Source organism: Pseudomonas sp. GM30 (assembly GCF_000282275.2).
In the GTDB taxonomy this organism is placed as follows: domain Bacteria; phylum Pseudomonadota; class Gammaproteobacteria; order Pseudomonadales; family Pseudomonadaceae; genus Aquipseudomonas.
This window is the reverse complement of sequence record NZ_AKJP02000026.1, coordinates 300,860-327,161: the sequence shown is the minus strand read 5'-3', so window position 1 is coordinate 327,161 and position 26,302 is coordinate 300,860. Positions and strand designations below refer to the sequence as shown.

Below are 26,302 nucleotides of genomic sequence, written 5' to 3'. Positions count from 1 at the left end.
GCCGCTTTTGAGTTGTTGTTGGTTTTCAACGGGTTGGCGATGGGCCGTGCAGCGCTGATACAAATGCTGTTTCAGCGCTGAAACAGTCACCCAGACACCCACAGGGTCAATGGCGGCGCAAAGCTCTGGAACAAGGGTTTGCCGGGGACTGTTTCACTGGCGTAACAGATGTCCTTGCAGAATGATGAAGGCCATTTAAACGGCTGCTTTGCGCGGGATCGGGTGTTTCAGGAATGGACACTTGGGTCCCGAAAGGAGCTGTTTGCCAGGTCAATCAGCCATCAAACGCGCGACTGCTTCGAAAGTCTGAAACCGCCGGTCATCCCAGTTGCCCTGAATGATCTGCAACGGTTGCCCGTGCTGTTCCAGCCAGTCGCGGGTGGCCTGAAAGAATGCCATGCGTTCGCTGAGCTGCGGCTGGCAGCGTTGGCCGTCGTCAGTCCAGTCGATCTGCTCCGGCGACAACAGCAGGTGCAGGTCGTAATGCCGGGCCAGCAGTTCGGTTTCCAGCCACGCCGGGCAATCGCCAAACAGGGTCTGGCTCCACAGGATGTTGCTCAGCAAATGGGTGTCGAGAATCAGCAATGGCGGTTGCTGCGCCCGAGCCTGATCTTCCCACTGCAACTGCCCACGGGCGATGTCGGGGATGTCGTTGAGGCAGGTATCGCGTGGATTCTGCTCGATGAACCAGCGCACGTATTCGTCCACCCGCAGGCCGCCAAAGCGCTCCTGAAGGCCAGCGGCCAACCAGCTTTTGCCGGTGGATTCCGGGCCGGTGAGGACAACCACCTTCATCGCTGCAACGCCGGATCGGCGCGCCATTCGCGCCAGCCCTGCACGGCGATCAGAGTGAACAGTGCATACAGCGCGGCGGTGAGGTACAGGCCCTTATAAAGGAACAGGCCGACGAAAATCACATCCAGCACGAACCACAGCGCCCAGCATTGCAGGCGTTTCTGCGCCATCCACAATTGCGCAACCAGGCTGAACGCCGTCAGTGCGGCATCGAGCCAGGGCTGCGCCGCGTCGGTCCAGTACGCCATGGCCGTACCCAGCAGCAGGCTGCCGAGGGCGCCTACGCTCAGGCCGAGCAGGATCGAGCGCCGGTCCAGACGCGTGACTTCACGGCCGTCATGCATCGTCCCGGCGCGGGTCCATTGCCACCAGCCGTAGACTTGCAGCGCGGCGTAAATCACTTGCAGCAACATGTCCGAGTACAGCTTCACGTCGTAGAAGATCCAGCTGTACAGCAACACCATGACCAGACCGATCGGCCAGCACCACGGATTCTGTTTGACCGTCAGCCAGACGGCGATCACACCGAGGGCGGCGGCAAACAGTTCAAGCCCGGACATGGGGGTTCCTTGGGGGAATTGACGAGGGAGCGGATTGTACCGAAAAACCTGCAGGAGTGAGCCTTGCCGATTTTGACGGAGCACCTGGTCCCTCTGTGGGAGCGAGCTTGCTCGCGAAAGCGTTTTATCAGTAACGACTCTATCGACTGACACCAAGCCTTCGCGAGCAAGCTCGCTCCCACAAAGTGAGTCAGGTCAGACGCGGAACTGACGCAGCAACTGATTCAACTGCTCGCTCAGTTGGCCGAGTTTGACGCTCGCCGCACTCGACTGCTCCGCCGCCAGCGCCGTGCTGTGCGACAGGCCGGCCGCCTGGGTGACGTTCTGATTGATGTCCTCGACCACATGCGCCTGTTGCAGCGTGGCGCTGGCAATCGAGGCGTTCAGGCCGTTGAGATTACGCAAGGCCTGGCCGATGGCATTCAGGCTCGCGCCGGCCAATCCCGCCTGTTCGATGGTCAGTTGCGAGGCCTTGCTGCTGTCGCCAATGACTTTCACCGCCGCTTCGGAATGATTCTGCAGGCGTTCGATCATGCTCTGGATTTCCGCCGTCGACTTTTGCGTGCGCTGCGCCAACAACCGTACTTCATCGGCCACCACCGCAAAGCCCCGGCCCTGCTCCCCGGCGCGGGCCGCTTCGATGGCCGCGTTGAGTGCCAGCAGGTTGGTTTGCTCGGCAATCGAACGGATCACTTCCAGCACACTGCCGATCTGCGTGCTTTCGGCTGCCAGGGTGCGAATCACTTCGACCGCCTGATCAATGGTTCCGGACAATTTGTCGATCTGTTGCAGGCTGCCGTCGATGTTGATCTGACCCTGCTGCGCCTGAGCTTCGGCATCGCGCATTTCCGCAGCAGCATGTTCGGCGTTCTTCGCCACATCCTGCACGCCGTAGGTCACTTCGTTGATTGCGGTTGCGACCAGTTCCATCTGCTGCGATTGCTGTTGGCTGCGCTGCTGGGCCTGGGTCGCATCGTTGCCCAGTTCACTGGACGACTGGCCCAGCGCGCTGGCCGAGATCTGCAGGTCACCGATGACCCGGCGCAACTTGGCGGTGAAGGCGTTGAAGTGATGCGCCAGTTGCGTGACTTCGTCCTGACCGTGGGTGTCGAGGCTGCGGGTCAGGTCGCTCTCGCCGCTGGCGATGTTGGCCATGGCGTTCACCGTTTCCTGCAGCGGACGGACGATGCTGCGGGCAATCAAAATCACCAGCAAGGCCATGATCACGGCGATCACCAAACCAATCACCGAAGCCTTGATCAACTGACCGCGGAACTCACTTTGTACATCATCGACGTAAACCCCGGAACCGAGCACCCAGCCCCACGGCTCGAACAATTTCACGTAGGAGGTTTTCGCCACCGGCTCGCTGGCGCCCGGCTTGGGCCAACGGTAATCGACCATGCCGGCGCCTTTGCTTTTGGCGATCGCAACCATCTCGTTGAACACCGCGAAACCGTCCGGGTCGCGGATCGCCGAGAGGTTCTGGCCTTCGAGCTTGGGGTTGGTCGGGTGCATGACCATCACGGGCGTGAGGTCGTTGATCCAGAAGTAGTCGCTCTGGTCGTAGCGCAGGCCACGAATCGCGGTCAGCGCCTGTTTCTGTGCGGCGTCGCGGGTCAGGGTGCCGGCGGTTTCCAGGTCGTGGTAGTAGGTCAGCAGGCCGCTGGCGGTCTGCACCACATGCTGGGTTTTCTGCGCCTTGGCGTGGTACAGGTCGTCGTGGATCTGCTTGAGCATCAACACGCCCAAGGTCAACAACATGACCACGGCCACAACCAAAATGAGCCACAAGCGTCGGCTGATCGACACACTGCGCAAGCTGTTCATAACGCTGTCACTCCGATTTCTTTTTCTTGTAATAAATCAACGCCAGCATCCAACCACGTTTGCAGTGGTCAGGCATACGCGACCCAAGTCGTATAACGCCGCAGCACTATTAAGGCTTGTCTGTTAGGATTTCGGCCCCGCGCGAGAAAACCTGAATCCAAGTTGATATTTCACGGAATTTTGACCGTTTCGTGTGGATGCTGTGCGCGCGGAATCGGTACAGCAACAAACAGCTACGCTGATCGCAGTGAACGAAAAAATATTATCGGGGCATGCCGCCGTGCATCGCTCTTTGGGGGACTGATGGATCTTTGGACCGCCTTGCAGGCACTGATTCTAGGAGTTGTAGAGGGGCTGACGGAGTTTTTGCCCATTTCCAGTACCGGACACCAGATCATTGTTGCCGACTTGCTCGACTTCGGCGGCGAACGGGCCATGGCGTTCAACATCATTATTCAGCTCGGCGCGATCCTCGCGGTGGTCTGGGAGTTTCGCCGCAAGATCCTCGACGTGGTGATTGGCTTGCCGACCCAGCCGAGTGCGCGGCGTTTTACGGCCAACCTGCTGATCGCATTTTTGCCGGCGGTGGTGTTAGGGGTAATTTTTGCCGACCTGATTCACCAATACCTGTTCAACCCGATCACCGTCGCAACTGCGCTGGTGGTGGGTGGCGTGATCATGTTGTGGGCCGAACGCAGGCAGCATGAAGTGCACGCCGAAACCGTGGACGAGATCACCTGGAAGGACGCGCTGAAAGTCGGTTTCGCCCAGTGTCTGGCGATGATTCCCGGCACTTCGCGTTCCGGCTCGACGATCATCGGCGGCCTGTTGTTCGGCCTGTCGCGCAAGACCGCGACCGAGTTCTCGTTCTTCCTGGCGATGCCGACCATGGTCGGTGCGGCGGTGTACTCCGGTTACAAGTATCGCCAGCTGTTCGTGCCGGCAGACTTCCCGGTGTTTGCCATCGGCTTCATCACCGCGTTCATCTTCGCCATGATCGCCGTGCGCGGTCTGCTCAAGTTCATCGCCAGCCACAGTTACGCGGCATTCGCCTGTTACCGGATTGTTTTCGGTCTGGTGATTCTGGCGACCTGGCAGTTCGGCTGGGTCGACTGGTCGGCGGCCAAACCATGAGTGATTCCCGCGTGCGCCGCCCGGATGGACGCCCATCCGGTGGCGGCGTTCAGCATCTGAAACTGAAACTCGCAGTGCTGCTGATCGTCTGCGCGCTGCCGCTGTTCGGCTCGCTGTCTATGTGGCTGCGCGGCATCTCGCTGGTGCCGTTGACGGCTTATGGCGTGGTCAGCGTGCTGGCGTTTTTCATGTACTGGGCAGACAAGCGCAAGGCCCGCGCCGATGCCTGGCGCACGCCGGAGAACATCCTGCATGCACTCGAATTGGCTGGCGGGTGGCCGGGTGCGCTGATCGCCCAACAGGTGTTCCGGCACAAGACGCGCAAGGTGTCGTTTCAGATTCTGTTCTGGGTGATTGTGGCGCTGCATCAGGTGTTCTGGATCGACCAGTTGTTTCTCGGTTCGAACCTGCTGTCACTGTTCTGAATCACCACAAATTCCCTGTAGGAGTGAGCCTGCTCGCGATGGCGTCGCATCAGTCAAGGAGATGTCGACTGAGACACCGCTATCGCGAGCAGGCTCACTCCTACAGGGATCGGGTTTAGAGCAGTAATCCGATTTGGGTTTTCTTCGGCAACTTGCTCACCACCAACTGATGCGAACGCGTCAGCAATCCCTGCAGTTCCTCGGCGCCCAGCGGGTAGGGCGGGTGCATGATGATCCACTGCGCCCGCGCCAGATAAGGTGCCGGGTGAATCCCCGGGCGGTCGCAATGGCCGAGAAACAGATCCTTGTCGACCTTGAATGCCAGTGAATCCCCGCGCAGCCCTTGCAAGGCGAACATCTTGTTGCCGGCAATCGAGAACACCCGCACGCCGCCCCATTTGTAATCCTCCCGCGCACCCGGCAAGGCCAGGCAAAAGGCGGCGACGTCCGCTTCGTTCATTTTTCCCTTGTTCATAACAACCGCTCCCCGCACGCATTGAACGATTCGACCAGGTGATCGATCCACGCCCGCACCGCCGGCATTACCCCGCGCCGATGCGGATACACCGCCTGCAACCAGCCGCCGGGCAACGACCACTCGGGCAACAGTTGTACCAGCGCGCCGCTCTCAAGGTCAGCTTCGCAATACATCATCGGCAGCAGAGTGAAACCCTGGCCGGCCAGCACACAGGCTTTGCGCACGATAAAGTCATCGATGCCCAGCCGCGCCTCCATGTTCAGTTCGACGCTGTTGCCTTGCTCATCCAGCAAGCGCACATGCACCATGCGATCGGCCTCCAGCGCGCCGAGCACCGGCAGGTTCTTCAGGTCCTGTGGATGAGTGATGGTTTTGCCCTCGACAAAGGCCGGGCTGGCGACGACGACCATTTGTGCCTGGCGTAAACGTCGAGTCACCAGCAACGGATCTTCATCGCCCAGCTCGCGTACACGCAGGGCCACGTCGAAGCCTTCGGCGACCAGATCCACCCGGCGATTGAGCAGCACCACCTCCAGTTGCACCTGAGGAAATTTGCCGAGGAATTCGCTGATCACCCACGGCAACATTTCCCGCGCCAGACCAGTGGGACAGGACACGCGCAAGCGGCCGCGTGGCTCGCTGGACATGCTGGCGACCGCTTCGTCGGCCATTTCCGCTTCGAGCAACATCGCCTGACAGTGACGCAAGTAGCGCTCGCCAACAGCGGTCAGGTTCAATTGGCGCGTGGTACGTTGCAGCAGACGGGCGCCGAGGCGCTCTTCGAGTTCGGCAATACGTCGTGACAGGCGAGATTTGGGAATGCCCAGCAAACGCCCGGCCGCCGCGAAGCCGCCGGCCTCGACCACCTTGGCGAAATAGTAGAGATCGTTGAGATCCTGCATGAAAAATCCACCGTTCTATCAGTGGGACGAACTATCGCATTGTCGGCGGCTAATCAGCTATTGGTTTCTTCCGTAGGATTGTCTCCATTCCGTCGCCGCCGGCGATTCTTTCCAGGAGATTCCACATGAAACTGCTGCACATCGATTCGAGCATTCTGGGCGACAACTCCGCTTCCCGTCAGTTGAGCAGCCAAGTCGTCAAAGCCTGGCAAGCCGCCGAGCCAACCGCCGTGGTGACTTACCGCGACCTGGCCGCCGACGCCATCAGCCACTTCTCGTCGACCACCCTGGTGGCTGCCGGCACTACCGCTGAACTGCGCAACGCCGCACAACAGCACGAAGCCGAGCTGAGCGCCTCGACCCTGGCCGAATTCATCGCCGCCGACGCCATCGTCATCGCCGCGCCGATGTACAACTTCACCGTACCGACCCAGCTCAAGGCCTGGATCGACCGCGTCGCCGTTGCCGGCCAGACTTTCCGCTACACCGAAGCCGGCCCTGAAGGCCTGTGCGGTGGCAAGAAAGTGGTGATCGTCTCCACCTCCGGCGGCATTCATGCCGGTCAGGCGAGCGGCATCGCTCACGAAGAATACCTGAAGCTGGTACTGGGCTTCCTCGGCATCACCGACATCGAAATCGTCCGTGCCGAAGGCCTGGCTTATGGCGAAGAAGTACGTAACAACGCGATGAGCGCTGCTCAGGCGAAGATCAGCGAGCAGCTGTTCGCCGCTGCGTAAGCATTGCGTAAAGACCAGCTGCCGTTCAGGTAGCGCCTCAAAAAACTCTGTATTCTGGTTCTGCAAGGGCCGGATGCAGAGTTTTTTGTTTCAGACTGTTGCATAATCTGGCCCGGGTTATGCAGTCAAACGATCAACGTCTGAGTGCACCGCTGTGCCGAATCTTCGAACCTCGGGATTTGGGGCGTGTCGGAACACAAAGGATCTTTCGATTGAGTAACACAGGGTGGGCCATCCGATGATGCGTCTTTGTGCAACGTTACTGATTTGCCTGCTTGGCAGCCTCGGTTCAGTGCATGCCGCGCCCGGGCGACACCCTGTCTGGAGTGTCGGTTACCACGAGATGACCTTCCTCGATCCGCTGGATCTGCAGCCGATGCGCGCCATCGCCTTCTATCCCTCCAGCGATCGCGAACACACCAGCCTGCTTGAGGGCTACACCGTCGAGGCGGGCGCCGACACCAAGGTGGCCATCGGCCGCTTCCCGATGCTGATGCTGTCTCACGGCAACACCGGCACGCCGCTGGCACTGCATGACCTCGCCACCTCGCTGGCACGCAAGGGCTTTGTGGTGGTCGCGGTGATTCATCCCGGCGACAACTCCAAAGACCACAGCCGCCTCGGCACCCTGAGCAATCTGTATGGGCGGCCAATCCAGATTTCCGAAGCGATCACCGCGACCCTGGGCGACCCGATGCTCTCGCCGTTCGTCAACGCTGATCAGGTCGGAGTCATTGGTTATTCGGCCGGTGGCGAAACCGCGTTGATCCTCTCCGGCGCGCAGCCGGATCTGGATCGTCTGCGCCGCTACTGCCAGGAACGCCCGGACGACCATGATGCCTGCAACACCCAGGGTGAGCTGATCGTCGACCGCGACGATTTGCAGCCAGTGGCCGATTCGCGCGTGCATGCCTTGCTACTGATGGCGCCGCTGAGCCTGAAATTCGGCCGTAGCACTCTGGCGGATGTGCATGTGCCGGTGCTGCTGTACAGCGGCGATGGCGACAAACTGGTGGCCTTCGACAAAAACGCCGCCGCTCTGGCGCGCAAACTGCCGACCGCGCCGGACTTCAAGTTATTGGCCGGGGCAGGGCACTTCGTGTTCATGGCGCCATGCAACGAAGAGCAGATCCGCGCCATGCCGGCCCTGTGCACCGACGCCGACGGCGTGGATCGCGAAGACATCCATCGCAACCTGATTTCCGAAGCCGGACAGTTCTTCTCGCGCACGCTGGGCAAGCCGAGCCGGGCGGGGATGCAGACTGCGGATCAGTGATTTTGGCCTTTTGTAGGAGTGAGCCTGCTCGCGATAGCGGTTTGTCAGCCATAATGATGCTGACTGAACCACCGCTATCGCGAGCAGGCTCGCTCCTACAGGGGGGGCAGCTCAAGATATCGCCCGGCGCTTGAGCACCAAGGTCAACCCCAACCCGATCACCGACAACAGCGCCGCATTGAAGAAAATCCACGCATACCCCAGATTCAACGCCACCGCGCCCATCAGCGGCCCGGCAATCGCCAGCGCCAGATCAAAGAACACCGCATAAGCCCCCAACCCCGAGCCACGGCTGGAACTGGGCACCTGCTTGATCGCCTCGACCCCCAGCGCCGGATACACCAGCGACAAGCCAAATCCCGCCAGTCCCGCGCCGATCAACGCGAACGCGGTGGAGGGTGCCAGCCACAACAACACCAGGCCGACGGTCTCGATGCTCATGCAGGCAATCGCCGAATTGAAGCCGCCAAAACGGCTGATCGCCGAAATGAACAGCAGCCGCGACACGATGAAACACACGCCGAACACCGTCAGGCAATACGCCGCGCCGCTCCAGCCACGGTTGAGGTAATAAAGGGTAATGAAGGTGGTCAGCGTGCCGTAACCGATCGACGCCAGACTCAAACTGGCCCCATACGGTGCAATGCGCCCGAACACCGCCCAAAAAGGCAGCCGTTCGCCGCGTACCACCGGCACCGAGGGTTTATTGCGGATCAACACCAAGGCACCCGCGGCCAATATCGACAAGGCGATACCCAGGCTGGCAAAGCCGTAGTCGGCGACCATCACCACGCCCAGTGGCGCGCCAATCGCAATCGCGCCGTAAGAGGCGATGCCGTTCCAGCCGATCGACCTCGCCGTGTGTTCGACGCCAACCTGGCCCATGCACCAGCTGATGGTGCCGACGCCGATCAGGCCCTGTGCAACGCCGAGCAGCAGCCGACCGATGATCAGAATGATCAGGCTCGGCAACGGGAAGTCCTGCAACAGCGTCGAAGTCAGCGTCAGCAGCCCGCTGAGCACAATCCCCGACAAGCCATAAACAATCGCCCGTTTGGTGCCCAGCGTATCCGACATGCGCCCGGCCATCGGCCGACTGAGCAGGGTGGCCAGATACTGCGAGCCGATCACCAGCCCGGCAATAATGGCACTGAAACCCAGCTGTTCATGCACATAACCGGGCAACACCGCGATCGGCAGGCCGATGCACAGGAAGGCGACAAAGGTGTAGAACACGATGGAGACGATCTGCAGGGTGATCGCCAGGGAGCTTTGCGGAGGCGGTTGCTGCGCAGACATGTGGACTCGTTCGCGGGCGGCGGTGGGAGAGTCGGCATCATGGCTTGGCATTGAAATAAAAGGAAGCAGGCTAACTATTAAAACGATCGTCCGTTCGCAGCCCGAGCCTCCGGCAGCTCCTGTACAGTTCAAAAGCTGACCATGTAGGAGCTGCCGAAGGCTGCGATCTTTTGATCTTCAGCCTCTGAAATGCAAAAGCCCCGTCACATGGACAGGGCTTTCTTCAAAACTGGAACAATTTAGAACACCACACCCTGACTACGCAGGTAGTCATCGTAAGTGCCGCTGAAGTCAGTCACGCCATTGGCGCTCAGCTCGATGATACGCGTGGCCAGGGACGATACGAACTCACGGTCATGGCTGACGAAGATCAGCGTGCCCGGGTAGTTTTCCAGCGCCAGGTTCAGCGCCTCGATCGATTCCATGTCCAGGTGGTTGGTCGGTTCGTCCATGATCAGCACGTTCGGCTTTTGCAGGATCAGCTTGCCGAACAGCATGCGGCCTTGCTCACCACCGGAAATCACTTTGACCGACTTGAGGATCTCGTCGTTGGAGAACAGCATGCGGCCCAAAGTACCGCGAATCATCTGCTCGCCCTGCGTCCACTGACCCATCCAGTCGAACAACGTGACGTCGTCTTCGAAGTCGTGCGCATGGTCCTGAGCGTAGTAGCCCAGTTCCGCGGCGTCGGTCCACTTGACGCTGCCGGCATCCGGGGTCAGTTCGTTGACCAGGGTGCGCAGCAAGGTGGTTTTGCCGATACCGTTCGGGCCGATGATCGCTACGCGCTCGCCGGCTTCAACCTGGAAGCTGAAGTCTTTGAACAGTGGCTTGCCGTCGAAACCTTTGGCCATCTTTTCGACCATGACCGCCTGGCGGTGCAGCTTTTTGTTCTGCTCGAAGCGGATGAACGGGCTGACGCGGCTGGAAGGCTTGACCTCGGCCAGCTGGATCTTGTCGATCGCCTTGGCGCGGGAAGTGGCCTGTTTGGCTTTCGAGGCGTTGGCCGAGAAGCGGCTGACGAACGATTGCAGCTCGGAAATCTGTGCTTTCTTCTTGGCGTTGTCCGACAGCAGTTGCTCGCGGGACTGGGTCGCCACGGTCATGTACTCGTCGTAGTTGCCCGGGAACAGGCGCAGCTCGCCGTAATCCAGGTCAGCCATGTGCGTGCACACGCTGTTCAGGAAGTGACGGTCGTGAGAGATGATGATCATCAGGCTGTTACGCTGGGTCAGAACGTTTTCCAGCCAGCGAATGGTGTTGATGTCCAGGTGGTTGGTCGGTTCGTCGAGCAACAGCACTTCCGGATCGGAGAACAGCGCCTGCGCCAGCAATACGCGCAGTTTCCAGCCTGGCGAGACTTCGCTCATCGGGCCGAAATGCTGTTCCAGCGGAATGCCCAGACCCAGCAGCAGCTCACCGGCGCGGGATTCGGCGGTGTAGCCGTCCATCTCGGCGAACTCGGTCTCCAGCTCGGCCACGGCCATGCCGTCTTCTTCGCTCATTTCCGCCAGCGAGTAGATGCGATCGCGCTCGGCCTTGACCTTCCACAGCTCTTCGTGACCCATGATCACGGTATCGATCACGGTAAATTCTTCGTAGGCGAACTGGTCCTGGCGCAATTTACCCAGACGCACGTTCGGCTCGAGCATGACCTGACCGCCGGACGGATCGAGGTCGCCGCCGAGGATTTTCATGAAGGTCGACTTGCCGCAACCGTTGGCGCCGATCAGGCCGTAGCGGTTACCCGCGCCGAATTTGACCGAAACGTTTTCGAAGAGCGGCTTGGCGCCGAACTGCATCGTGATGTTAGCTGTAGAAATCAAAGGTTTTTCCTGCGAAGCATGCTGAGTAGCGAGGGTGCGGCTGGAGCGCTTGGCCCGAGTCAAAGTGCGCTGAGTCGGGACAGTCCCGTCATCAACCAAGGGGGGCGCGTAAAGTTTGGCGGCGATTGTACTGGTCTGGCTCTTTAAACGATAGGGCGATGACGTCGCGCCCGCCGTTTGGCAGATTCAGCGGACAGTTTTTCACAGATCAGGTTCACTATTGGTTACAAAGTATGGCTAAAATGCCATCCGATTACCCAATAGCCGCTAACGGCATGGGCTCAAGGAAGTGCCACCGGGATAGTATTTGTATTCATGCCACTGCATCAGACCCTGGGCCTCTGGCCGGCAGGCGCGCAGTTTGTTCACTTTTGACGTGTGACGATTTCCGTGAAACTCATCATTGCCGCTATTTATGTCATTTCGATTGCATACGTTCACCTTCGTGGCCGTGTGCGTCACAAACTGGGCCGTCAACTGAGCGATCACTCGACGTTTCTGGCACCGATCAACTGCTTCCTTTATCTGTTTTCGAAGAAGCCGAACAAACCGTATCTCGATCCGTCCGAGTTTCCGGACCTGAGCCCGTTGCAGGCGCATTGGGAAGAAATTCGCCAGGAAGGGCAGGATCTGCTGCGTGCCGGTGAGATCAAGCGCTCGAATCAGTACGATGACGTCGGTTTCAACTCGTTCTTCAAAAGCGGCTGGAAGCGTTTCTACCTCAAGTGGTACGGCGAGAGCCATCCGTCGGCGATGAAGCTGTGCCCGCGCACCACCGAACTGGTGCAGAGCATCGGTTCGATCAAGGCCGCGATGTTCGCCGAGCTGCCACCGGGGTCGAAACTGGTTCGCCACCGTGACCCGTATGCCGGTTCGTACCGCTATCACCTGGGTCTCGACACGCCGAACGATGCCGGTTGCTACATCAATGTCGACGGCGAGAGCTACCACTGGCGCGATGGTGAAGCGGTGATGTTCGATGAGACATACATCCACTATGCCGAAAACACCACCGACAAGAACCGCATCATCCTGTTCTGCGACATCGAGCGCCCGATGAAATATCGCTGGGCGGCGGCGTTCAACCGCTGGTTCAGCCGCACCGTGATGTCCGCAGCAGGTGCGCCAAACGATGCTGGCGACCGCACTGGCGGGATCAATCGCCTGTTTACCAAAATCTACAAGGTTCGCCTGCGCGGTAAAGAGCTGAAAAAGCGTAATCGCGCACGTTACTACATGGAAAAGTGGGCGATTTTCGGCGGTCTGCTGGCGATCTTCATTTTGATCTGACTGCTGTATCGCGCCTGTTTATGGCATCGCCAGCAGGCTGGCTCCTGCAGTGGAATGTGTGTTCGGCAAAGAACGAATTCCAACTGTTTGGAGCCACCTGCTGGCGATGAGTCTCTCAAAGCCAACCTGTCAGCTTCCTGACAGGAAACGGATCTGATTACGCCCCGAAGCCTTTTTGGTCTTTCTCGCCGGAGCTGCCTTACTGGCAGGCTTGTCTTTTGCCTTCGCTTTGGCCGGCGCTTTACCGCCCAGGCTGCGCTTAAGCAACTCGGTCAAGTCGATGACATCGGCAGACTTGCGCTCTTCCTCGCCACCCACGGTCTCGACATCCTCGATCTTGCCTTCATGGGCCTTTTTCTCGACCAGGGCCATGATCTTGTCTTCAAACTCGTCCTTGTAGTCTTCCGGACTCCAGTCGCCACTCATGTCCTGCACCAGACGTTTAGCCATGTCCAACTCGCCCTTGGCCAGTTGCGGTTTGGTCACTTCGCTGCCCAGTTCCAGTTCGTCGAGGCCGCGCACCTCTTGCGGCCAGCGCAGTTTGACCAGCACCAGCGCCGATTCCAGCGGCATCAGTGCCGCCAAGTATTGCCGAGTGTGCAGGACGACGCGGGCGAGGGCGACCTTGTTGGTTTTGCTCAATGTTTCACGCAGCAAGGCGTAGACCTTGCCGCCGCGTTTGTCCGGGGCCAGGTAATAAGGCGTGTCGATGTTCTGCAGCGGGATCTGCTCGGCATCGACGAAGGAGAAAATGTCGATGGTTTGCGTCGACACCGGGTGCGCCGAACGGATTTCTTCTTCACTGAGCACGACGTAGCGGCCTTTTTCATAGGCCACACCTTTGACGATGTGCTCCTTGGTGACTTCCTTGCCGGTGACCTTGTTTACCCGTTTATAACCCACCGGATCCATGCTGCGGTTGTCGAGCCAGTCAAAGTCCACGCCGTGCGAAGAGGTTGCCGACACCAGCGCGACAGGGATATGTACCAGTCCGAAACTGATCGCGCCTTTCCAGATTGCCCGAGCCATGGTGAGTTCTCCAAGTGATGTTCAGGTGACCTGTGGCGCCGTGTGAAAGTTTCCGGCATTTGCGTGGCGCGCAGCGTTGCCGGTCAAGCCGTGTTACATCTTGTTTAAGGGCGACGGGTTAACAAATCCGAACCCGGGGCGTAGCGTGGACTCGAAGGCTCTATCACCTGTGCATCGAGAGGCCACCCCATGAACCGAATACTGCCAGGCATTATTGTTCTGCTCCTTGGGGCCGGTCTGGCGCATGCCGACGTCGCGGCACCGTCCGCGCCGCTGTTACTGGCGCAGAACCCAGCCGGTACCAACAACAATCCCTACAACAGCCCGATCCGCCGGGCCAATCCCAACAGCATGCAGGGCACGCAGCCCAGCGCGCCGGCGATTCGCGGGCCGAATACCGTGCCGGTGCCCAGTACGCCCACCGTTGGCAATGGCGGCATCGGCAACGGTCAGCAGCAACGCTCGGTACCGAGTACGCCGCCCAGATTCATTCCCAACCCACCGCCACGCGATGGAGACAGCAACCGTTGAACGGCGGGACTGCGTTCCTGTCAGCCTTTGAAATGAACAAAAGGAATCGTGCATGTTGCGTAAAACCCTTCTAGCCACGTTGTGTGCCGGCGCGCTGATCAGCGCTCCCGCGTTCGCCGCTGCCCCCCAAGCGCTGCAAAGCGAGCAGGGCACCCTTGAAGTCACCACGATCACCCAAGGCCTTGAGCATCCCTGGGCGCTGGCGTTTCTACCGGATCGTCAGGGCATGCTGGTGACCGAGCGCCCGGGCAACCTGCGGGTGATTACAGCCGACGGCAAGCGTTCCGAGCCCATCAGCGGCGTGCCCAAGGTCTGGGCCAAGGGCCAGGGTGGTTTGCTCGATGTGGTGCTGTCGCCAGACTTCAAACAGGATCGATTAGTCTATCTGTCCTACGCCGAGGGCGGTGGCGCCGGGGACAAGGCCGGTACGGCGGTGGGGCGAGGCCGGCTGTCAGACGACTTGAAGACAATCAGTGATTTCAAAGTGATCTTCCGTCAGGAGCCGAAACTCTCGACCGGTAACCACTTCGGCTCACGGCTGGTGTTCGACCGCGACGGTTACCTGTTTATCACCCTGGGCGAAAACAACGACCGGCCGACCGCGCAGGATCTCGACAAGCTGCAGGGCAAGGTCGTGCGGATCTTCCCCGACGGCAAGGTGCCGGATGACAACCCGTTCGTGGGCCAGTCCGGCGTGCGTCCGGAAATCTGGTCCTACGGCCAGCGCAATCCGCAGGGCGCGGCGCTCAATCCATGGAACGGCACGATCTGGGAGAACGAACACGGCCCCCGTGGCGGCGATGAGGTGAACATCATCGAGCGCGGAAAAAACTATGGCTGGCCGCTGGCGACCCACGGCATCAACTATTCGCTGCAACCGATCCCCGAAGCCAAGGGCAAGAGTGTCGAAGGTGCGGTTGACCCCTATCATGTCTGGGAGAAATCACCCGGTGTCAGCGGTATGGCGTTCTATGACGCTGATCGGTTCAAGCCTTGGCAGCAGAACCTGTTTATCGGCGCGTTGGTCAGTCAAGAGCTCATTCGCTTGCAGTTTGACGGGGACAAGGTGGTGCACGAAGAGCGGCTGTTGGGTGAGCTGAAACAGCGGATTCGGGATGTGCGGCAGGGGCCGGATGGCTATCTGTACGTGCTGACGGATGAGCAGAACGGTGCGCTCTACAAGATCGGCCTGAAATAATTTCAGTTCAAATTTTCACAGATGTCCTGTGGCGAGGGAGCTTGCTCCCGCCGGGTTGCGCAGCAGCCCCAAAATCTCGTGAGCGCTACGCACTCATGCGGGAGCAAGCTCCCTCGCCACAAAAAAGTCTCTAGAACGTAACGACAGTTGGCGAAGTGCGGGCATACAAAACCACCGCCGCGCGCAATTTCCCCCGCCCAAAACGGCTCATCTTCTCAAACTCGCCATGGCTGACCGGCACATGCTGGCAGTCCATCGGCTGGCGATGCTGGCTGTGATCGACATCCGGATCGTGCAGATATACAAAGTCTTCATCGCAGTCGGTCACCATGACCCAATGCGGTGATTTGGAGCGGGTCAGGCGATAGCTGCTGATCAGCACCAGAGGCTGACCGCCAGCCTGCAGCAGGCGCGGCAAATCCAGGTGGGTACCAATCTTGCGCTCGATATCGGTCTCTTGCATTTGGGCGCTGAACTCCTCGTGCACCAGGCGCATGACGTCTTTTTTATGCTCATCGCGCACGCCATCGAGAAACAATGGCCCGGCCATACTCAGTTGCAAACGCACCCGGAAACCCCGCCGCCAGGCCGCCAGTGCCAAGCCTCGAGGGCTGCAGCCACCATGGCCGGAAGTCATGAACACCGTGGTCGCTTCACGCCAGATCTGCAATTCCTCACGCCGCTCCAGCAAGCGCTCAGGTTGCAGCGCGCCCATGGCCATCAGCAGACAGGCCGGGCCACAGGTGAACTCAGTGGTTTGCGGGTAATAGGGCACCTTGATGTTGCGCGAATCACGGTGCTGAACAATGCGCTTTTCCAGGCGCAGCGCATCGGCGTGGTCCTCGTAGTAATCGTGAATCAACGCAAAGCGTCGGTAGCCGTTGCGCTCGTAAAGCGCGATGGCGGTGGGGTTGTCGATACGCACTTCAAGGCGCAGGTACGCGCAGTCATGCTCGACGGCGCAGGCCTCGATACGTTGCAGCAACTGTTTGCCCAATCCGCTGCCGCGAGCTTCCCCGGCAATGGCGATCGAGTACAGGCGCGCCAGCGAGGTGCCGCGATGAAACAGCACCAGTGCGTAGCCGAGCAATCGACCGTCAAGCTCGGCGACCAGCAGTTGCGCATGGGCGCGGGTGATCATCCATTGAAAGCTGCGGCTGGTGAGCCGGTCGGTGGTGAAACATTGCATTTCCAGGGCCAGCAACGCTGGCAGATCTTCAACTACCGCCAAACGAAAAACAGCACTCATATGACCACCGTAAAAGTTGCGTAACGAAACGGGACTTTCGAAAAACTTCGTGCTTAATAGAAATGGTCTTGTTCTCCAACGGATCAATCTCTATGTCAGCGGTACAGGGTCATTGGCGCGAAGTATCCGAGCAAAGTTTGCCGACGGCAACTTTTTTAAATTCAGTCATCAGAACTTCCAGTCAAGTGTTGATTATCGTCGAACGCAAGGAAGACTGGGCCTCGTACTTTCCCAGCGAGGACATCGTCACGGCTCAGGAATACCTCGAGCAAACCCGTGACAGCGAACCTGGCAAACGGGTGCAGGTGATTAACCTGTGCCGCAGCTACAAGTACCTGGGGCACGGTTACTATTGCTCGCTGCTGGCAGAAGCCCGCGGCCATAAGGTGATTCCATCGGTGCGCACGATCAGCGAACTGACGAAAAAATCGCTTTACGGCCTGGCGCTGGACGACCTCGATAAAACCCTGGAAAAAGCCCTCAGCCATCATCTGTACAGCGATACCGAAGGTTTCACCCTGACACTTTACTTCGGCAAGACGCATATCGAGCCGCTGCAGGATCTGGCCCGGCAATTGTTTGAAGTGTTTCCGTGTCCGATTCTGTTAGTTGAGTTTCGTCGCACTAACGGTTGGCACATCGAGGGTATAAAGTCCGGCGCGCTGCACAAGTTGCGCGACGATCAGGAAGATCAGTTCGCCAATGCGCTGGACGGCTTCAGCCGTAAAGTCTGGCGGGCGCCACGCTCGCCACAAGTGGCGCGTTACGACCTGGCGATCCTGCACGATCCGCAGGAGGCCTTGCCGCCATCCAACGCCAAGGCACTGGAGAATTTCGTCCGGGTAGGCAAACGCATGGGCATCGACGTCGAACTGATCGAGCGCAAGGACTACGCGCGGATCGCCGAGTACGACGGCTTGTTGATTCGCGAGACCACCAGCGTCGACAACCACACCTATCGTTTTGCCAAGAAGGCTGAAAGCGAAGGACTGGTGGTCATGGATGATCCGACGTCGATCCTGCGCTGCACCAACAAGGTCTACCTGACCGACCTGCTCAACAGCCATCAACTGGGCATGCCCGCCACGGAAATTCTCTACAAGGAACGACCGGAAGACTTCGAACGGGTCGGCGAACGCCTCGGTTTTCCGCTGGTGCTGAAGATCCCTGACGGTTGTTTTTCTCGCGGAGTGATCAAGGTCGAAAGTCAGCAGGCGTTGCTGGAGGCCACCGCTGAACTGTTCGAACATTCGGTATTGCTATTGGCTCAGGAGTTTTTCTATACCGAGTACGACTGGCGCATCGGCGTGCTCAACCGCAAACCGATCTTCGCTTGTCAGTACTTCATGTCCAAAGGCCATTGGCAAATCTACAACCACAAAGCCAAGGGCCAGGACATCAACGGCGAGTGCCGTACCCTGGCCGTTCACGAGGCGCCGCGAGCGGTGGTGGATCTGGCGGTAAAAACAGCCAACCTGATCGGTGATGGCCTTTACGGTGTGGATCTGAAACAGGCCGGCGACAAAGTGGTGGTAATTGAGGTCAACGACAACCCGAACCTCGACGCCGGCATCGAAGATGCCTACTTGCAGGACGATCTGTATTCACTGGTGCTGGAGGAGTTCGTGCGACGGCTGGAACTCAAGCGTCGCGGCCAGGCCTGGTGACGCGCCGATGATCAGCAGTTTCGCATTGAGTCATGGCGCGTTACAGCGGGTCGAGCGGCTGGACGCCGAGGTGATGCTGTTCAGTAATCCCGATGCCGCCGAGCGTGATTTGCTCCACAGCCACTACAAGGTCGACGAACACGCGCTGGCCTCGGCGCTGGACCCGGACGAAGTCTCGCGAATCGAGTTTCACCCTGATCATTTGTTTCTGATCTGGAAGCGCCCGGAAAACTATTCCGGCGGTGGCAGCCTGGCGTTTGAAGTGTCGTCTTGCGGCCTGCTGTTTGCGCCCGGGCAACTGCTGGTGATCGCCACCGACAACACGCCGCTGCACGGCATCGGCACACGGCAGCCGCTCAACGCACCGCTGGATGTGTTGCTCGATCTGCTGTTCAACAACATCCACCATTACCTTGGCCACCTCAAGGTGATCAAACTGGTGGCCCGCGAGCTTCAACAGAAGTTCAACGCCTCGATGCAGAACCAGCATCTGGTGCAGATGTTCAACCTCAGCGAAAGCCTGATCTATTACATCAATGCCCTGCACAGCAACGGCGCGGTGCTGACGCGGCTGCGCAATCATGCGGAAAAGCAGCATTTCGGCGGTGAAGCGATCGGGCTGATTGACGACCTGATCATCGAGAATAACCAGTGCTACAAGCAGGCGGAGATCTACTCCACGGTGTTCTCCGGATTGATTGATGCGCGTGGCAACTTGATGAACAACAGCATGAACAACCTGCTGCGCAAACTGACGTTGATCAACGTGGTGTTTCTGCCGTTGAACCTGATTGCGAGCATTGGCGGGATGTCGGAATTCAGCATGATGACGGCGGGTACGCCGTGGTGGATTTCCTATCCGGTGTTTCTGCTGGTGATGTTGTTGGGGGCGGGGGGAATGTTGTTCGGGTTGCGGCGGTTGGCCAAATAATCAGTGGTGACTTGGCCGACGCCATCGCGAGCAGGCTCACTCCTACAATTTGCCAAGCGTTTCTCTGTAGGAGTGAGCCTGCTCGCGATGGCGTATTCAGCAATACCGGAAAACCGGATCAGCTCGCCGGGTTCGCCGTCGCGACCTTCCCGCGCTCCCGAACCCCACGCACCACCAGATACAACAACGGCCCGATCGACACAAACACCGCCGTCAGCAACAAATACGGCACCACTGACCAGATCGACATCCCTCGCGAGCGCGCATCCTTGACCATCCACACCCCGGCCAGCGTCGCCAACAGATACAGATCGATCACCACCTGCGCCGTGTCAGGACGCGACATCAGGCTGATGCCGAAGTCGATCAACGACTGTTCGGCCTGGAGCATCACCAATACGGTGTAGCCGGTAAACGCGATCAACGCAGTGAGGGGCAGGGCGACAGACATCATGCATTCCTTCCTTGGGGTGATGAGCAGAATCGCCAGCCTACCTTGGCGTCCGCAAATAAGCCATTGACTCGCCGGCCGCCGCCGGGCTAATTTCAGGCTCATGACTTCCACCGTATTGCGCTGCCAGCCAAGCATTATTACCGCCATTCCTCATTTGGCGGGCTAGCTCACGACTGCAGCACCCAACCCGCCCTAGAGGCGGGTTTTCATTTTCTGTCTCCGGGGTTTTAACAACGATGGCTCCCTGTAGGAGCTGCCGAAGGCTGCGATCTTTTGACTTTGTTTTACTCGAATAAAAAACAAGATCAAGAGATCGCAGCCTTCGGCAGCTCCTACGCAGAGCGCCCGGAGATGACGATGAAATACAGCCCCGACCAGCAAGCCCTGCTTGAGCAGTATGTGAAAAAGATCCTCGCCGCGCCGGTCTACGACATTGCCGTGCGTACGCCGTTGCAAGCGGCACCGGCGCTGTCCGAAGCGCTGGGCAACCGGATCCTGCTGAAGCGCGAAGACCTGCAACCGACGTTCTCCTTCAAGATTCGTGGCGCCTACAACAAGCTGGTGCAACTGAGCGATGCGCAGAAATCGCGCGGGGTGATCACCGCTTCGGCGGGCAATCATGCCCAAGGCGTAGCGCTGGCGGCGCGGGAGCTGGGAATCGCGGCGACCATCGTCATGCCCTCGACCACGCCGGAACTCAAGGTGCTTGGGGTACGAAGTCGGGGTGCCGAGGCGCTGCTGCACGGCGAGAGTTTTCCGTTTGCCCTGGCCCATGCGCTGCAACTGGCAGAGCAAACCGGGCGCACCTTTGTCTCTCCATTCGACGATCCGGACGTGATCGCCGGCCAAGGTACGGTGGCCATGGAAATCCTCCGTCAGCATCAGGGCTCGCTGGATGCGATCTTCGTTCCGGTCGGTGGGGGCGGCCTGATCGCCGGCATCGCGGCGTACGTCAAATACCTGCGACCGGAGGTACGGATCATCGGTGTCGAATCGGAGCATTCGGCCTGCCTGAAGGCGGCGCTGCAAGCGGATGCGCGCGTTGTGTTGCCCAGTGTCGGAACGTTCGCCGATGGCGTGGCGGTGGCGCAGATCGGCGCTTATGGTTTTGAGGTGTGCCGGTTTTGTGTGGACGAGGTAGTCACCGTCAGCAATGACGAACTCTGTGCGGCGATCAAGAATATCTACGACGATACCCGCTCGATCACCGAGCCTTCCGGGGCATTGGCGATGGCCGGCATCAAGCAATACGTGGCGCGCAGCGGAGTTCGCGAGCAGACTTTCGTCGCGATCGACTCCGGCGCCAATATCAACTTCGACAGCCTGCGCCACGTCGCCGAGCGCGCCGCGGTGTGCGGCGGCGTCCCGGCGTGATAACGCTCAGGGCAGCAGTGGGCGCAGGAAACTGCGCTCGTAGCTGACGATGAATTTCTTCTGCACCAGTGATTCCACCAGCGCCGTGCTTTCCGGGTCGGTCAGCGCGATGTGCCGGTAGCTTTCGTAATCGGCCAGCGAAGGAAAGCTGAACAGGCAATAAGCGATATTGCTCGCGCCCTCGGAGGGCAGGAAATAGCCGTGATGCGTGCCGCCCAAGCGCTCGACGATGCCCAGCCAGGCCTTGGCGTAGGCCTCGAACTCGGTCAGTTGGTACGGATCGATCACGTATCGCACATGGCAGGTAATCACGTTTGGTGCTCCCTGTTCAGATCATTCCACGATGGCGGTGCCGACCTTGTTCGAAGCCGACCAGATGCGATAGCGCACCTCGACATCTTTCGGTGCGTAGATCACCAGTGGCAGCTTGCTGTTGTAGCGCAGCATGAAGCCGTCACCGACAACCGGGACAAAGGCGCGTTTCTTCGCGGTGCCGGGTGGGCAGGCCATCAGCGTGCTCATCGGGCCAATGACTTTTTCCAGGCGGTAGAAGGGATAGCCCCAGCCTTCGAGGTTTTTCTCGTCCAGAGCGCCGCCCAGACGCTGGCGATTGCAGTCGACTTCCAGGGTTTTGCCGGCGAGGACTTCAACCTGGAAGTTCTCTTCCTGATCCTGTTTGGGCAGGTAGATGACTTGGCGGCTAAAGCCGTTTTCCGCCTTGGGATACGGCGCGACATCTTCGAGTTTGGCCGCGTGGGCGAGTGTAGAGAGGCCGGCAACGAGCAGACCGATTGTCGCGCGAGCGCGTAAAGAACCCATGAAAGCCTCCTGGCGGGTGTAGGGTGGATGTCGGGCATTCTCACTGTCATCAGCGATGAATGCAAACCGGCGTCGACTTGCAAATTGCAGTGCTCAGGAAGGTCAATCTTGCATTTTGCAACTGGCCAACTGCTGGCCACCGTGCCAAGTGCTTGATTTCATGAGGGTCGAAATGACCCGATGAAAGGCACGTTTTATGCGTCGCTTTGGTGCAGCGCACCGGCTTCGGGCGCCTACACTCCAATGGGCATTTCGCAGTACAACCGTTTGCCGCACCAGGGAATCAGCGGGGACACACCCGTGCAGGGGCAGCAAAAGCGGTCAACGTGAAGAGTTGATTGGCAGTTTCATCAATAAGGAGATGTTCATCATGTTTCTGTCTGCCTTGGAACTACGCAATATCATCGAAAGCAGTTTTCTGCCTAAACGCTGCCAGTGCACGCTGTCGCCAGACCTGTCGATGACCGTCAAGGTCTTCGGCGACCACCAGACTGACCAGGTTGATCTGCACGTCAGTGGTATCGACGCCAGCCACCTCAATGGCTGTCGCGAGATCAACGAACTGATTGCCGGCCTGCGCTCGGATCTGGCGCAACAAACCACGCCACAGCATTACAGTCCTCGCTCCAGAGCGCTTTAACTCACCGTTTCACCCAGTTCGACCGTCACGCGCCGGGCCTGCACAAAGCCAAGGCCCAGCGCGAACTCGACCAGCACCGCTAGCAGAATCCCGGGGCCGGCATGGCCGTTCAGCCATTCGCCAAAACCCAGTACCGCCAGACCAAAACAACCGACGATAAACCCGTTGCTCAGGGCATTGCGACCCAGCGACGGCGGCGCGCTGCGCACCAGATAAAACATCACCCCCAACGCTGCAAACAGCACCGCACTGCGCCGCGCAACAAACCCTGCAGCGCTCGAATACTCAATGCTCCAGATCGCCAGCAACACCTGCGGGAAAAAGCCCCAGACGAGCGCCAGTACAAAACACAACGAAGCAGTGATGATCGACAACGTGCGAAACGACAACTGCATGGCGAGTCCTTGCGGCAGTGAGAAGTGACCCCGAGCATAACCCGCGAACCCTTCACCGCCTACCGCAAAGCCGCAAATCAGAGCCTTCTGTCAGTTTTGCTCGCTGCAGGCGTCAGACATTTTTCGGTAGGTGATTTCCTCGGGTTTGCCGGCATTGTCGATGTACTTCATATCAGCGCTCACGACTTTGCACTGGCGCGTGGGCTGCTCGGTCATGGAGATCACTTTGTTCACATGCAACGGCATACCGTACTGATAGGGAACGGGCTTGGTGTTAGCGGTGGTGTCATTGGCCTGAGCCAGCCCGGCGAACGCGGTGCAGGCGAGGGCGGAGGTGAGCAGTAGCGTGCGAATGTTCATGAATCAGACTCCCGTGCGACGGAATGAGCGTTCGGCGCATCTCGGCCGAACTTGCCGCACTCGGCGTCAGCCAGGGCTGAGGTGTGCGGTTCAGTACAGTCTTGGACTGCGGCGTTAAGCGATGGTTAACCTGGCTGAACGCCGGCTGTCTGGCAGAGGGATGATTTCTCGGGAATGCGGTGCCGATTCCTACAAGGATGGATGCTTTGTCTGCTTTCGGCGGCGGGAACGGGGCGGGTATGGTTTGGCGTCGCTGCAAAATCAGCGATTCGGGTTTGGTCACCTGAGCACGACACCATTGCAGATGTGCCATCATTTGCGCTGCGGACTTCTATGTCTTTGCAGTGCGCTGTTATGGCGGCTGTGTGCAGGGCGCCTTCGGGCGAGCTGAGTTTTGGCGTTGTCTCAGTTGACCAATCCTGCATGCGGCCGCCTCCCACTGTTTGGTCACGGTACTGGCGGTTACTTTCTAAAATATCGAGTAATCAAAATGCCAAGACTAAACTCGCTCCCAAACCGCTATCACCCGCTCAACAGTGGCGTCACCGACAGCGCGCCAATGGTCATCGACACCCACGCCAACCCCCAAGACATCCTCGAGTCCGCCGTCCAGCGCATCCGCGCCTGCAGCGACCTGCTCGAAACCCTGCATTGCATGTGCTTCCGCCATGGTGATGTTCAGGACATTCCACACATTACCCATGCGCTGTACCTGCTGGCGCAGGATGGCAATGATTTGCTGCAGGTGGCGCAGCAGCAGATGCTGGATTGGAAGGCGCCGGTTTGAAATTCTAGAATCAGGTTTGGAGGGAAGTCAGACGAGATTTCCCTCCAAATGCATAGGCCGTTTGCATCAGACCATTATCGTGATGCCGCCTCAAGCCATGCTTGTCGCGGTGGATCGCGGAATTTGTGCCAAACGTACCGACTCCTGATTCTCACGATGCTCAGCCCAACGATCGATATGCTTTTGCAGCTCCGGCAGTGCCGTGCAATCGCCGTAGATTTCAGCCAATGTCAGCTTTGTAGAGCTCAAGCGTGTGATCGTCAGGAGTGTTTCTTCAAGCGCTTTCAGTTCCTTTTGGTTATGTTTTAGTGCTTGCCTGATTGCCGTCTGGCGCTCCTGAAGGTCGGACATCGTCGAGCGGCGCTGGAATGCGGTGGCGCGATCTTGAGGGCGGCTTTCAATAGTGCCGCCGGGGAATTCCTTATCCGCCTCGCTTTGCCATTGCTGCAGTTGTGTGCGGTAGGTTTCCACCTCCAGCTTCAAACGGTCGGATTCGGTTTTGCTGACGATGTAGCCGCCGGTTTTCTCTGTATCCTGCCAGCGGCGTAACGATGCCCAGCATGCCGGAATATAACCGTCGAGCATCTTGTGATCGGCACCGTTGGCCGCCTGAACCAGGAATTGCTTGCGATCCGGTGTGTCGTTGTTCTTCAACTGAGCAACGCACTTGGCCATGGCTGCTTCTTCGTAGCCTTCGCAACCGGGTGTCCAAAGGACAGACGAGACCTCTCGACCGGGCAGGCGCAGTGGCATGAAGTAGCGCTGCTCGCCATGATGCCAATAAGGCTTGCCGCCAAAACGCGTCAAGCCGGCCGCAAACACCAGTCCCCCGGCGGCTGGCGTCAAAACGCCCGAGACAGTTGCCGCAAGGCCGGTGATCCAGATCGGCTTTTTGGTATCCATCCAGCCGGCGGGTACGCTCGGCACAGGGTCGTTCTGATTGACGATCCGGTGATGAACCAGGCCGCTGGCGGATTCGACGAAGTCTTTGTCGCCAGCACGCGGTGAGCCGAAGGTGTAGAGGATTACGTCGCTGGTAATCTCACGATGGAGCCATTCCGAAAGCAGCAAGGAAATGGCGCCGCCCAGACTATGGCCGCAGACGATGATTTTCTGGTCGGTGCGGAAGCGAAGAATGTAGCGTTCGATAAATGGCCGCAACGCCATGAACGCTTCATAAAAGCCTTGATGCGCCTTACCGGTTCCGCCCTCAATCGGTACCTGTTTGGCATCGGCATCTCGCCAGCCGTCCCAGCCTTCGGCCGTACCCCGTACACCGATAAGGATGATCCGGTCATCGTGGGTGGCATAGGCCTGGGTGTCGGTATTTTTCCAGTCCGCTGCACCTTGTCTCAAATCATTGAAAAAATGCACGTCTGAGGGGGTTTCCAGTTCTTCACCAGAGGATGAGTCATTCTGCGGGTAAAGTTCTGGATCGAAGGGGACGATTTCCAGGCGCTTGGAGTAGGGCACATCTTCTACGAGTGGAAACGATGGTTTCTTGGAGTCCGCGTAACTCGACGGCTCTTCGAAACACGCAAGGCAAGTATTCAGTACATGACCAATGGTGCCACGCGAGGGATAGGTGAACGCAAAATCTTTTTTCGGGGCCGCATCAGCTTTCTCAGGTGTCTGACCGAAAGCGCCGTAACTGAGCGTGGCGAGCAGAGACAGTTGATAAAGGTTCAACGCACTGAATTCCGGCGCCAGCGACAGAAGCGGCCTGAACGCGCGCAAGGCGCGAACTTCGAGGACATAGTGTTTTTCTGGTAGCAGGCCTACACCAAAACTCGGAACTTTGTCTCCGGCGAAATCACGGGCGAGTTTGGCGCAACCTGCTGGCACAGGATTTGAAAGCTTTGCAGCAGGGGGCAAATGTTTGCTGAATTCAACAAAGTCACGAACTTCAACGTTGTGAAACTCGCCTTTTTCTGCCGAGGCACGGTATGCACCCGTTTTGCTGGTGCTACCAATTGGTCGTCGTAGTGTTTGCTCTGCGGCAGCTTGCAGCTCTGTTATCGGCAATGGGTAATCTTTCCGGTTTGACAGATCGGCATAGATCTTTTCTCCACCCTTGTATGGAGCGGATAGTGTCAATATCAGCGGTCCGCTGTAAGTCCCTGTTAATCGAGCATAAGCCTCTCCGTCCAAGACCCCTTCGTATCTTGTACCTTCAGAGTCAGTCAATACATAGCTGAGGCCTGCATAAGGCGTGGCTTCTCCGAACTCGTCTACTAAACGGAAACTTATCCAGCCCCCCCGCAACGGGCATGTGCGCCCTTGATCAGAAAGCAGTGATTTTTCTTGGCTCTGCAT

At 58.8% G+C, this 26,302-nt stretch carries 26 protein-coding genes and 1 pseudogene; 12 read left to right on the top strand and 15 right to left on the bottom strand.

Annotated features, from left to right (window positions below):
• Positions 1-270: 270 nt before the first annotated feature.
• The 3 genes from PMI25_RS17105 to PMI25_RS17095 all read right to left on the bottom strand — a co-directional run bounded on the left by PMI25_RS17105 (position 271) and on the right by PMI25_RS17095 (position 3,185).
• The gene (locus PMI25_RS17105; RefSeq protein ID WP_007964621.1) at positions 271-795 is read right to left on the bottom strand and encodes an AAA family ATPase; all 525 of its coding nucleotides are present in this window, start codon (positions 793-795) and stop codon (positions 271-273) included.
• On the bottom strand, positions 792-1,355 hold the full coding sequence (gene pnuC / locus PMI25_RS17100; RefSeq protein WP_007964620.1) for a nicotinamide riboside transporter PnuC: 564 nt from the start codon (positions 1,353-1,355) through the stop codon (positions 792-794). Before pnuC ends, PMI25_RS17105 begins: the two co-directional genes overlap by 4 nt.
• Positions 1,356-1,550: 195 nt before the next feature.
• Positions 1,551-3,185, bottom strand: a complete 1,635-nt coding sequence (locus PMI25_RS17095) for a methyl-accepting chemotaxis protein (RefSeq protein WP_007964618.1) — start codon at positions 3,183-3,185, stop codon at positions 1,551-1,553.
• Positions 3,186-3,488: 303 nt separating this feature from the next.
• Between PMI25_RS17095 and PMI25_RS17090 the strand changes: the two genes are divergently transcribed.
• Both PMI25_RS17090 and PMI25_RS17085 read left to right on the top strand, forming a co-directional pair.
• Positions 3,489-4,319 (top strand): undecaprenyl-diphosphate phosphatase, encoded by an 831-nt coding sequence (locus PMI25_RS17090; protein ID WP_007964616.1) that lies wholly within the window; start codon positions 3,489-3,491, stop codon positions 4,317-4,319.
• Positions 4,316-4,744: a DUF1294 domain-containing protein gene (locus PMI25_RS17085; RefSeq protein ID WP_007964614.1), complete on the top strand. Its 429-nt coding sequence runs from the start codon at positions 4,316-4,318 to the stop codon at positions 4,742-4,744. Before PMI25_RS17090 ends, PMI25_RS17085 begins: the two co-directional genes overlap by 4 nt.
• A 115-nt stretch (positions 4,745-4,859) precedes the next feature.
• On the opposite strand, the gene PMI25_RS17080 is transcribed toward PMI25_RS17085, so the two are convergent.
• A complete protein-coding gene (locus PMI25_RS17080; protein WP_007964612.1) occupies positions 4,860-5,219 on the bottom strand; it encodes an MmcQ/YjbR family DNA-binding protein in 360 nt (119 codons plus the stop codon).
• Positions 5,216-6,124 (bottom strand): LysR substrate-binding domain-containing protein, encoded by a 909-nt coding sequence (locus tag PMI25_RS17075; RefSeq protein WP_007964611.1) that lies wholly within the window; start codon positions 6,122-6,124, stop codon positions 5,216-5,218. The genes PMI25_RS17080 and PMI25_RS17075 overlap by 4 nt, the downstream gene beginning before the upstream one ends.
• Positions 6,125-6,249: 125 nt before the next feature.
• Between PMI25_RS17075 and PMI25_RS17070 the strand changes: the two genes are divergently transcribed.
• Positions 6,250-6,861 (top strand): FMN-dependent NADH-azoreductase, encoded by a 612-nt coding sequence (locus tag PMI25_RS17070; RefSeq protein ID WP_007964609.1) that lies wholly within the window; start codon positions 6,250-6,252, stop codon positions 6,859-6,861.
• A gap of 238 nt (positions 6,862-7,099) precedes the next feature.
• Positions 7,100-8,137 carry an alpha/beta hydrolase family protein gene (locus PMI25_RS17065; protein ID WP_007964607.1) on the top strand — a complete coding sequence of 346 codons (1,038 nt, stop codon included), beginning with the start codon at positions 7,100-7,102 and terminating at the stop codon, positions 8,135-8,137.
• Between the two features lie 111 nt (positions 8,138-8,248).
• Here the strand turns inward: PMI25_RS17065 and PMI25_RS17060 are convergent, their stop codons facing one another.
• Together PMI25_RS17060 and PMI25_RS17055 are read right to left on the bottom strand one after the other, a co-directional pair.
• Entirely contained in the window at positions 8,249-9,436 is a 1,188-nt protein-coding gene (locus tag PMI25_RS17060; RefSeq protein ID WP_007964605.1) for an MFS transporter, read from the bottom strand.
• Positions 9,437-9,675: 239 nt separating this feature from the next.
• Positions 9,676-11,262: an ABC-F family ATPase gene (locus PMI25_RS17055; RefSeq protein ID WP_027612713.1), complete on the bottom strand. Its 1,587-nt coding sequence runs from the start codon at positions 11,260-11,262 to the stop codon at positions 9,676-9,678.
• A gap of 390 nt (positions 11,263-11,652) precedes the next feature.
• Here PMI25_RS17055 and lpxO point away from each other — a divergent pair, with 390 nt between their 5' ends.
• The gene (lpxO, locus tag PMI25_RS17050) at positions 11,653-12,552 is read left to right on the top strand and encodes a lipid A hydroxylase LpxO (protein WP_007964602.1); all 900 of its coding nucleotides are present in this window, start codon (positions 11,653-11,655) and stop codon (positions 12,550-12,552) included.
• A 129-nt stretch (positions 12,553-12,681) separates the two neighbouring features.
• On the opposite strand, the gene ku is transcribed toward lpxO, so the two are convergent.
• Positions 12,682-13,581, bottom strand: a complete 900-nt coding sequence (gene ku, locus PMI25_RS17045; RefSeq protein WP_007964601.1) for a non-homologous end joining protein Ku — start codon at positions 13,579-13,581, stop codon at positions 12,682-12,684.
• Positions 13,582-13,770: 189 nt separating this feature from the next.
• On the opposite strand from ku, the gene PMI25_RS17040 reads away from it, so the two are divergent.
• Together PMI25_RS17040 and PMI25_RS17035 are read left to right on the top strand one after the other, a co-directional pair.
• Positions 13,771-14,112: a hypothetical protein gene (locus PMI25_RS17040; RefSeq protein WP_007964600.1), complete on the top strand. Its 342-nt coding sequence runs from the start codon at positions 13,771-13,773 to the stop codon at positions 14,110-14,112.
• 52 nt (positions 14,113-14,164) lie between these two features.
• Positions 14,165-15,310: a PQQ-dependent sugar dehydrogenase gene (locus tag PMI25_RS17035; RefSeq protein ID WP_007964599.1), complete on the top strand. Its 1,146-nt coding sequence runs from the start codon at positions 14,165-14,167 to the stop codon at positions 15,308-15,310.
• 130 nt (positions 15,311-15,440) lie between these two features.
• Here PMI25_RS17035 and rimI read toward each other — a convergent pair whose 3' ends face one another.
• Positions 15,441-16,559 (bottom strand): ribosomal protein S18-alanine N-acetyltransferase, encoded by a 1,119-nt coding sequence (gene rimI, locus PMI25_RS17030; RefSeq protein ID WP_007964598.1) that lies wholly within the window; start codon positions 16,557-16,559, stop codon positions 15,441-15,443.
• 92 nt (positions 16,560-16,651) lie between these two features.
• Between rimI and PMI25_RS17025 the strand changes: the two genes are divergently transcribed.
• Both PMI25_RS17025 and PMI25_RS17020 read left to right on the top strand, forming a co-directional pair.
• On the top strand, positions 16,652-18,226 hold the full coding sequence (locus tag PMI25_RS17025) for a RimK family alpha-L-glutamate ligase (RefSeq protein WP_007964597.1): 1,575 nt from the start codon (positions 16,652-16,654) through the stop codon (positions 18,224-18,226).
• A gap of 7 nt (positions 18,227-18,233) precedes the next feature.
• The gene (locus PMI25_RS17020) at positions 18,234-19,157 is read left to right on the top strand and encodes a magnesium transporter CorA family protein (protein ID WP_007964596.1); all 924 of its coding nucleotides are present in this window, start codon (positions 18,234-18,236) and stop codon (positions 19,155-19,157) included.
• 118 nt (positions 19,158-19,275) lie between these two features.
• Here the strand turns inward: PMI25_RS17020 and PMI25_RS17015 are convergent, their stop codons facing one another.
• Complete coding sequence (locus tag PMI25_RS17015; protein WP_007964594.1) at positions 19,276-19,611, bottom strand: DUF2834 domain-containing protein; 336 nt, start codon at positions 19,609-19,611, stop codon at positions 19,276-19,278.
• Between the two features lie 351 nt (positions 19,612-19,962).
• On the opposite strand from PMI25_RS17015, the pseudogene ilvA reads away from it, so the two are divergent.
• Positions 19,963-20,958, top strand: a pseudogene (gene ilvA / locus PMI25_RS17010) (threonine ammonia-lyase, biosynthetic); the annotation flags it as partial.
• A 33-nt stretch (positions 20,959-20,991) separates the two neighbouring features.
• On the opposite strand, the gene PMI25_RS17005 reads toward ilvA, so the two are convergent.
• A complete protein-coding gene (locus tag PMI25_RS17005) occupies positions 20,992-21,297 on the bottom strand; it encodes an NIPSNAP family protein (protein ID WP_003225174.1) in 306 nt (101 codons plus the stop codon).
• Between the two features lie 21 nt (positions 21,298-21,318).
• The gene (gene eco, locus PMI25_RS17000; protein WP_007964588.1) at positions 21,319-21,804 is read right to left on the bottom strand and encodes a serine protease inhibitor ecotin; all 486 of its coding nucleotides are present in this window, start codon (positions 21,802-21,804) and stop codon (positions 21,319-21,321) included.
• Between the two features lie 370 nt (positions 21,805-22,174).
• Between eco and PMI25_RS16995 the strand changes: the two genes are divergently transcribed.
• Entirely contained in the window at positions 22,175-22,444 is a 270-nt protein-coding gene (locus tag PMI25_RS16995; RefSeq protein ID WP_007964586.1) for a DUF1652 domain-containing protein, read from the top strand.
• Here the strand turns inward: PMI25_RS16995 and PMI25_RS16990 are convergent.
• Entirely contained in the window at positions 22,441-22,839 is a 399-nt protein-coding gene (locus PMI25_RS16990) for a hypothetical protein (RefSeq protein WP_007964584.1), read from the bottom strand. The two genes, PMI25_RS16995 and PMI25_RS16990, sit on opposite strands and share 4 nt — an antisense overlap.
• Positions 22,840-22,929: 90 nt before the next feature.
• Positions 22,930-23,199 carry a DUF2790 domain-containing protein gene (locus PMI25_RS16985; RefSeq protein ID WP_007964582.1) on the bottom strand — a complete coding sequence of 90 codons (270 nt, stop codon included), beginning with the start codon at positions 23,197-23,199 and terminating at the stop codon, positions 22,930-22,932.
• Positions 23,200-23,689: 490 nt separating this feature from the next.
• Between PMI25_RS16985 and PMI25_RS16980 the strand changes: the two genes are divergently transcribed.
• A complete protein-coding gene (locus PMI25_RS16980; RefSeq protein ID WP_007964580.1) occupies positions 23,690-23,986 on the top strand; it encodes a hypothetical protein in 297 nt (98 codons plus the stop codon).
• 90 nt (positions 23,987-24,076) lie between these two features.
• Here the strand turns inward: PMI25_RS16980 and PMI25_RS16975 are convergent, their stop codons facing one another.
• Positions 24,077-26,302 (bottom strand): lipase family protein, encoded by a 2,226-nt coding sequence (locus PMI25_RS16975; protein WP_007964577.1) that lies wholly within the window; start codon positions 26,300-26,302, stop codon positions 24,077-24,079.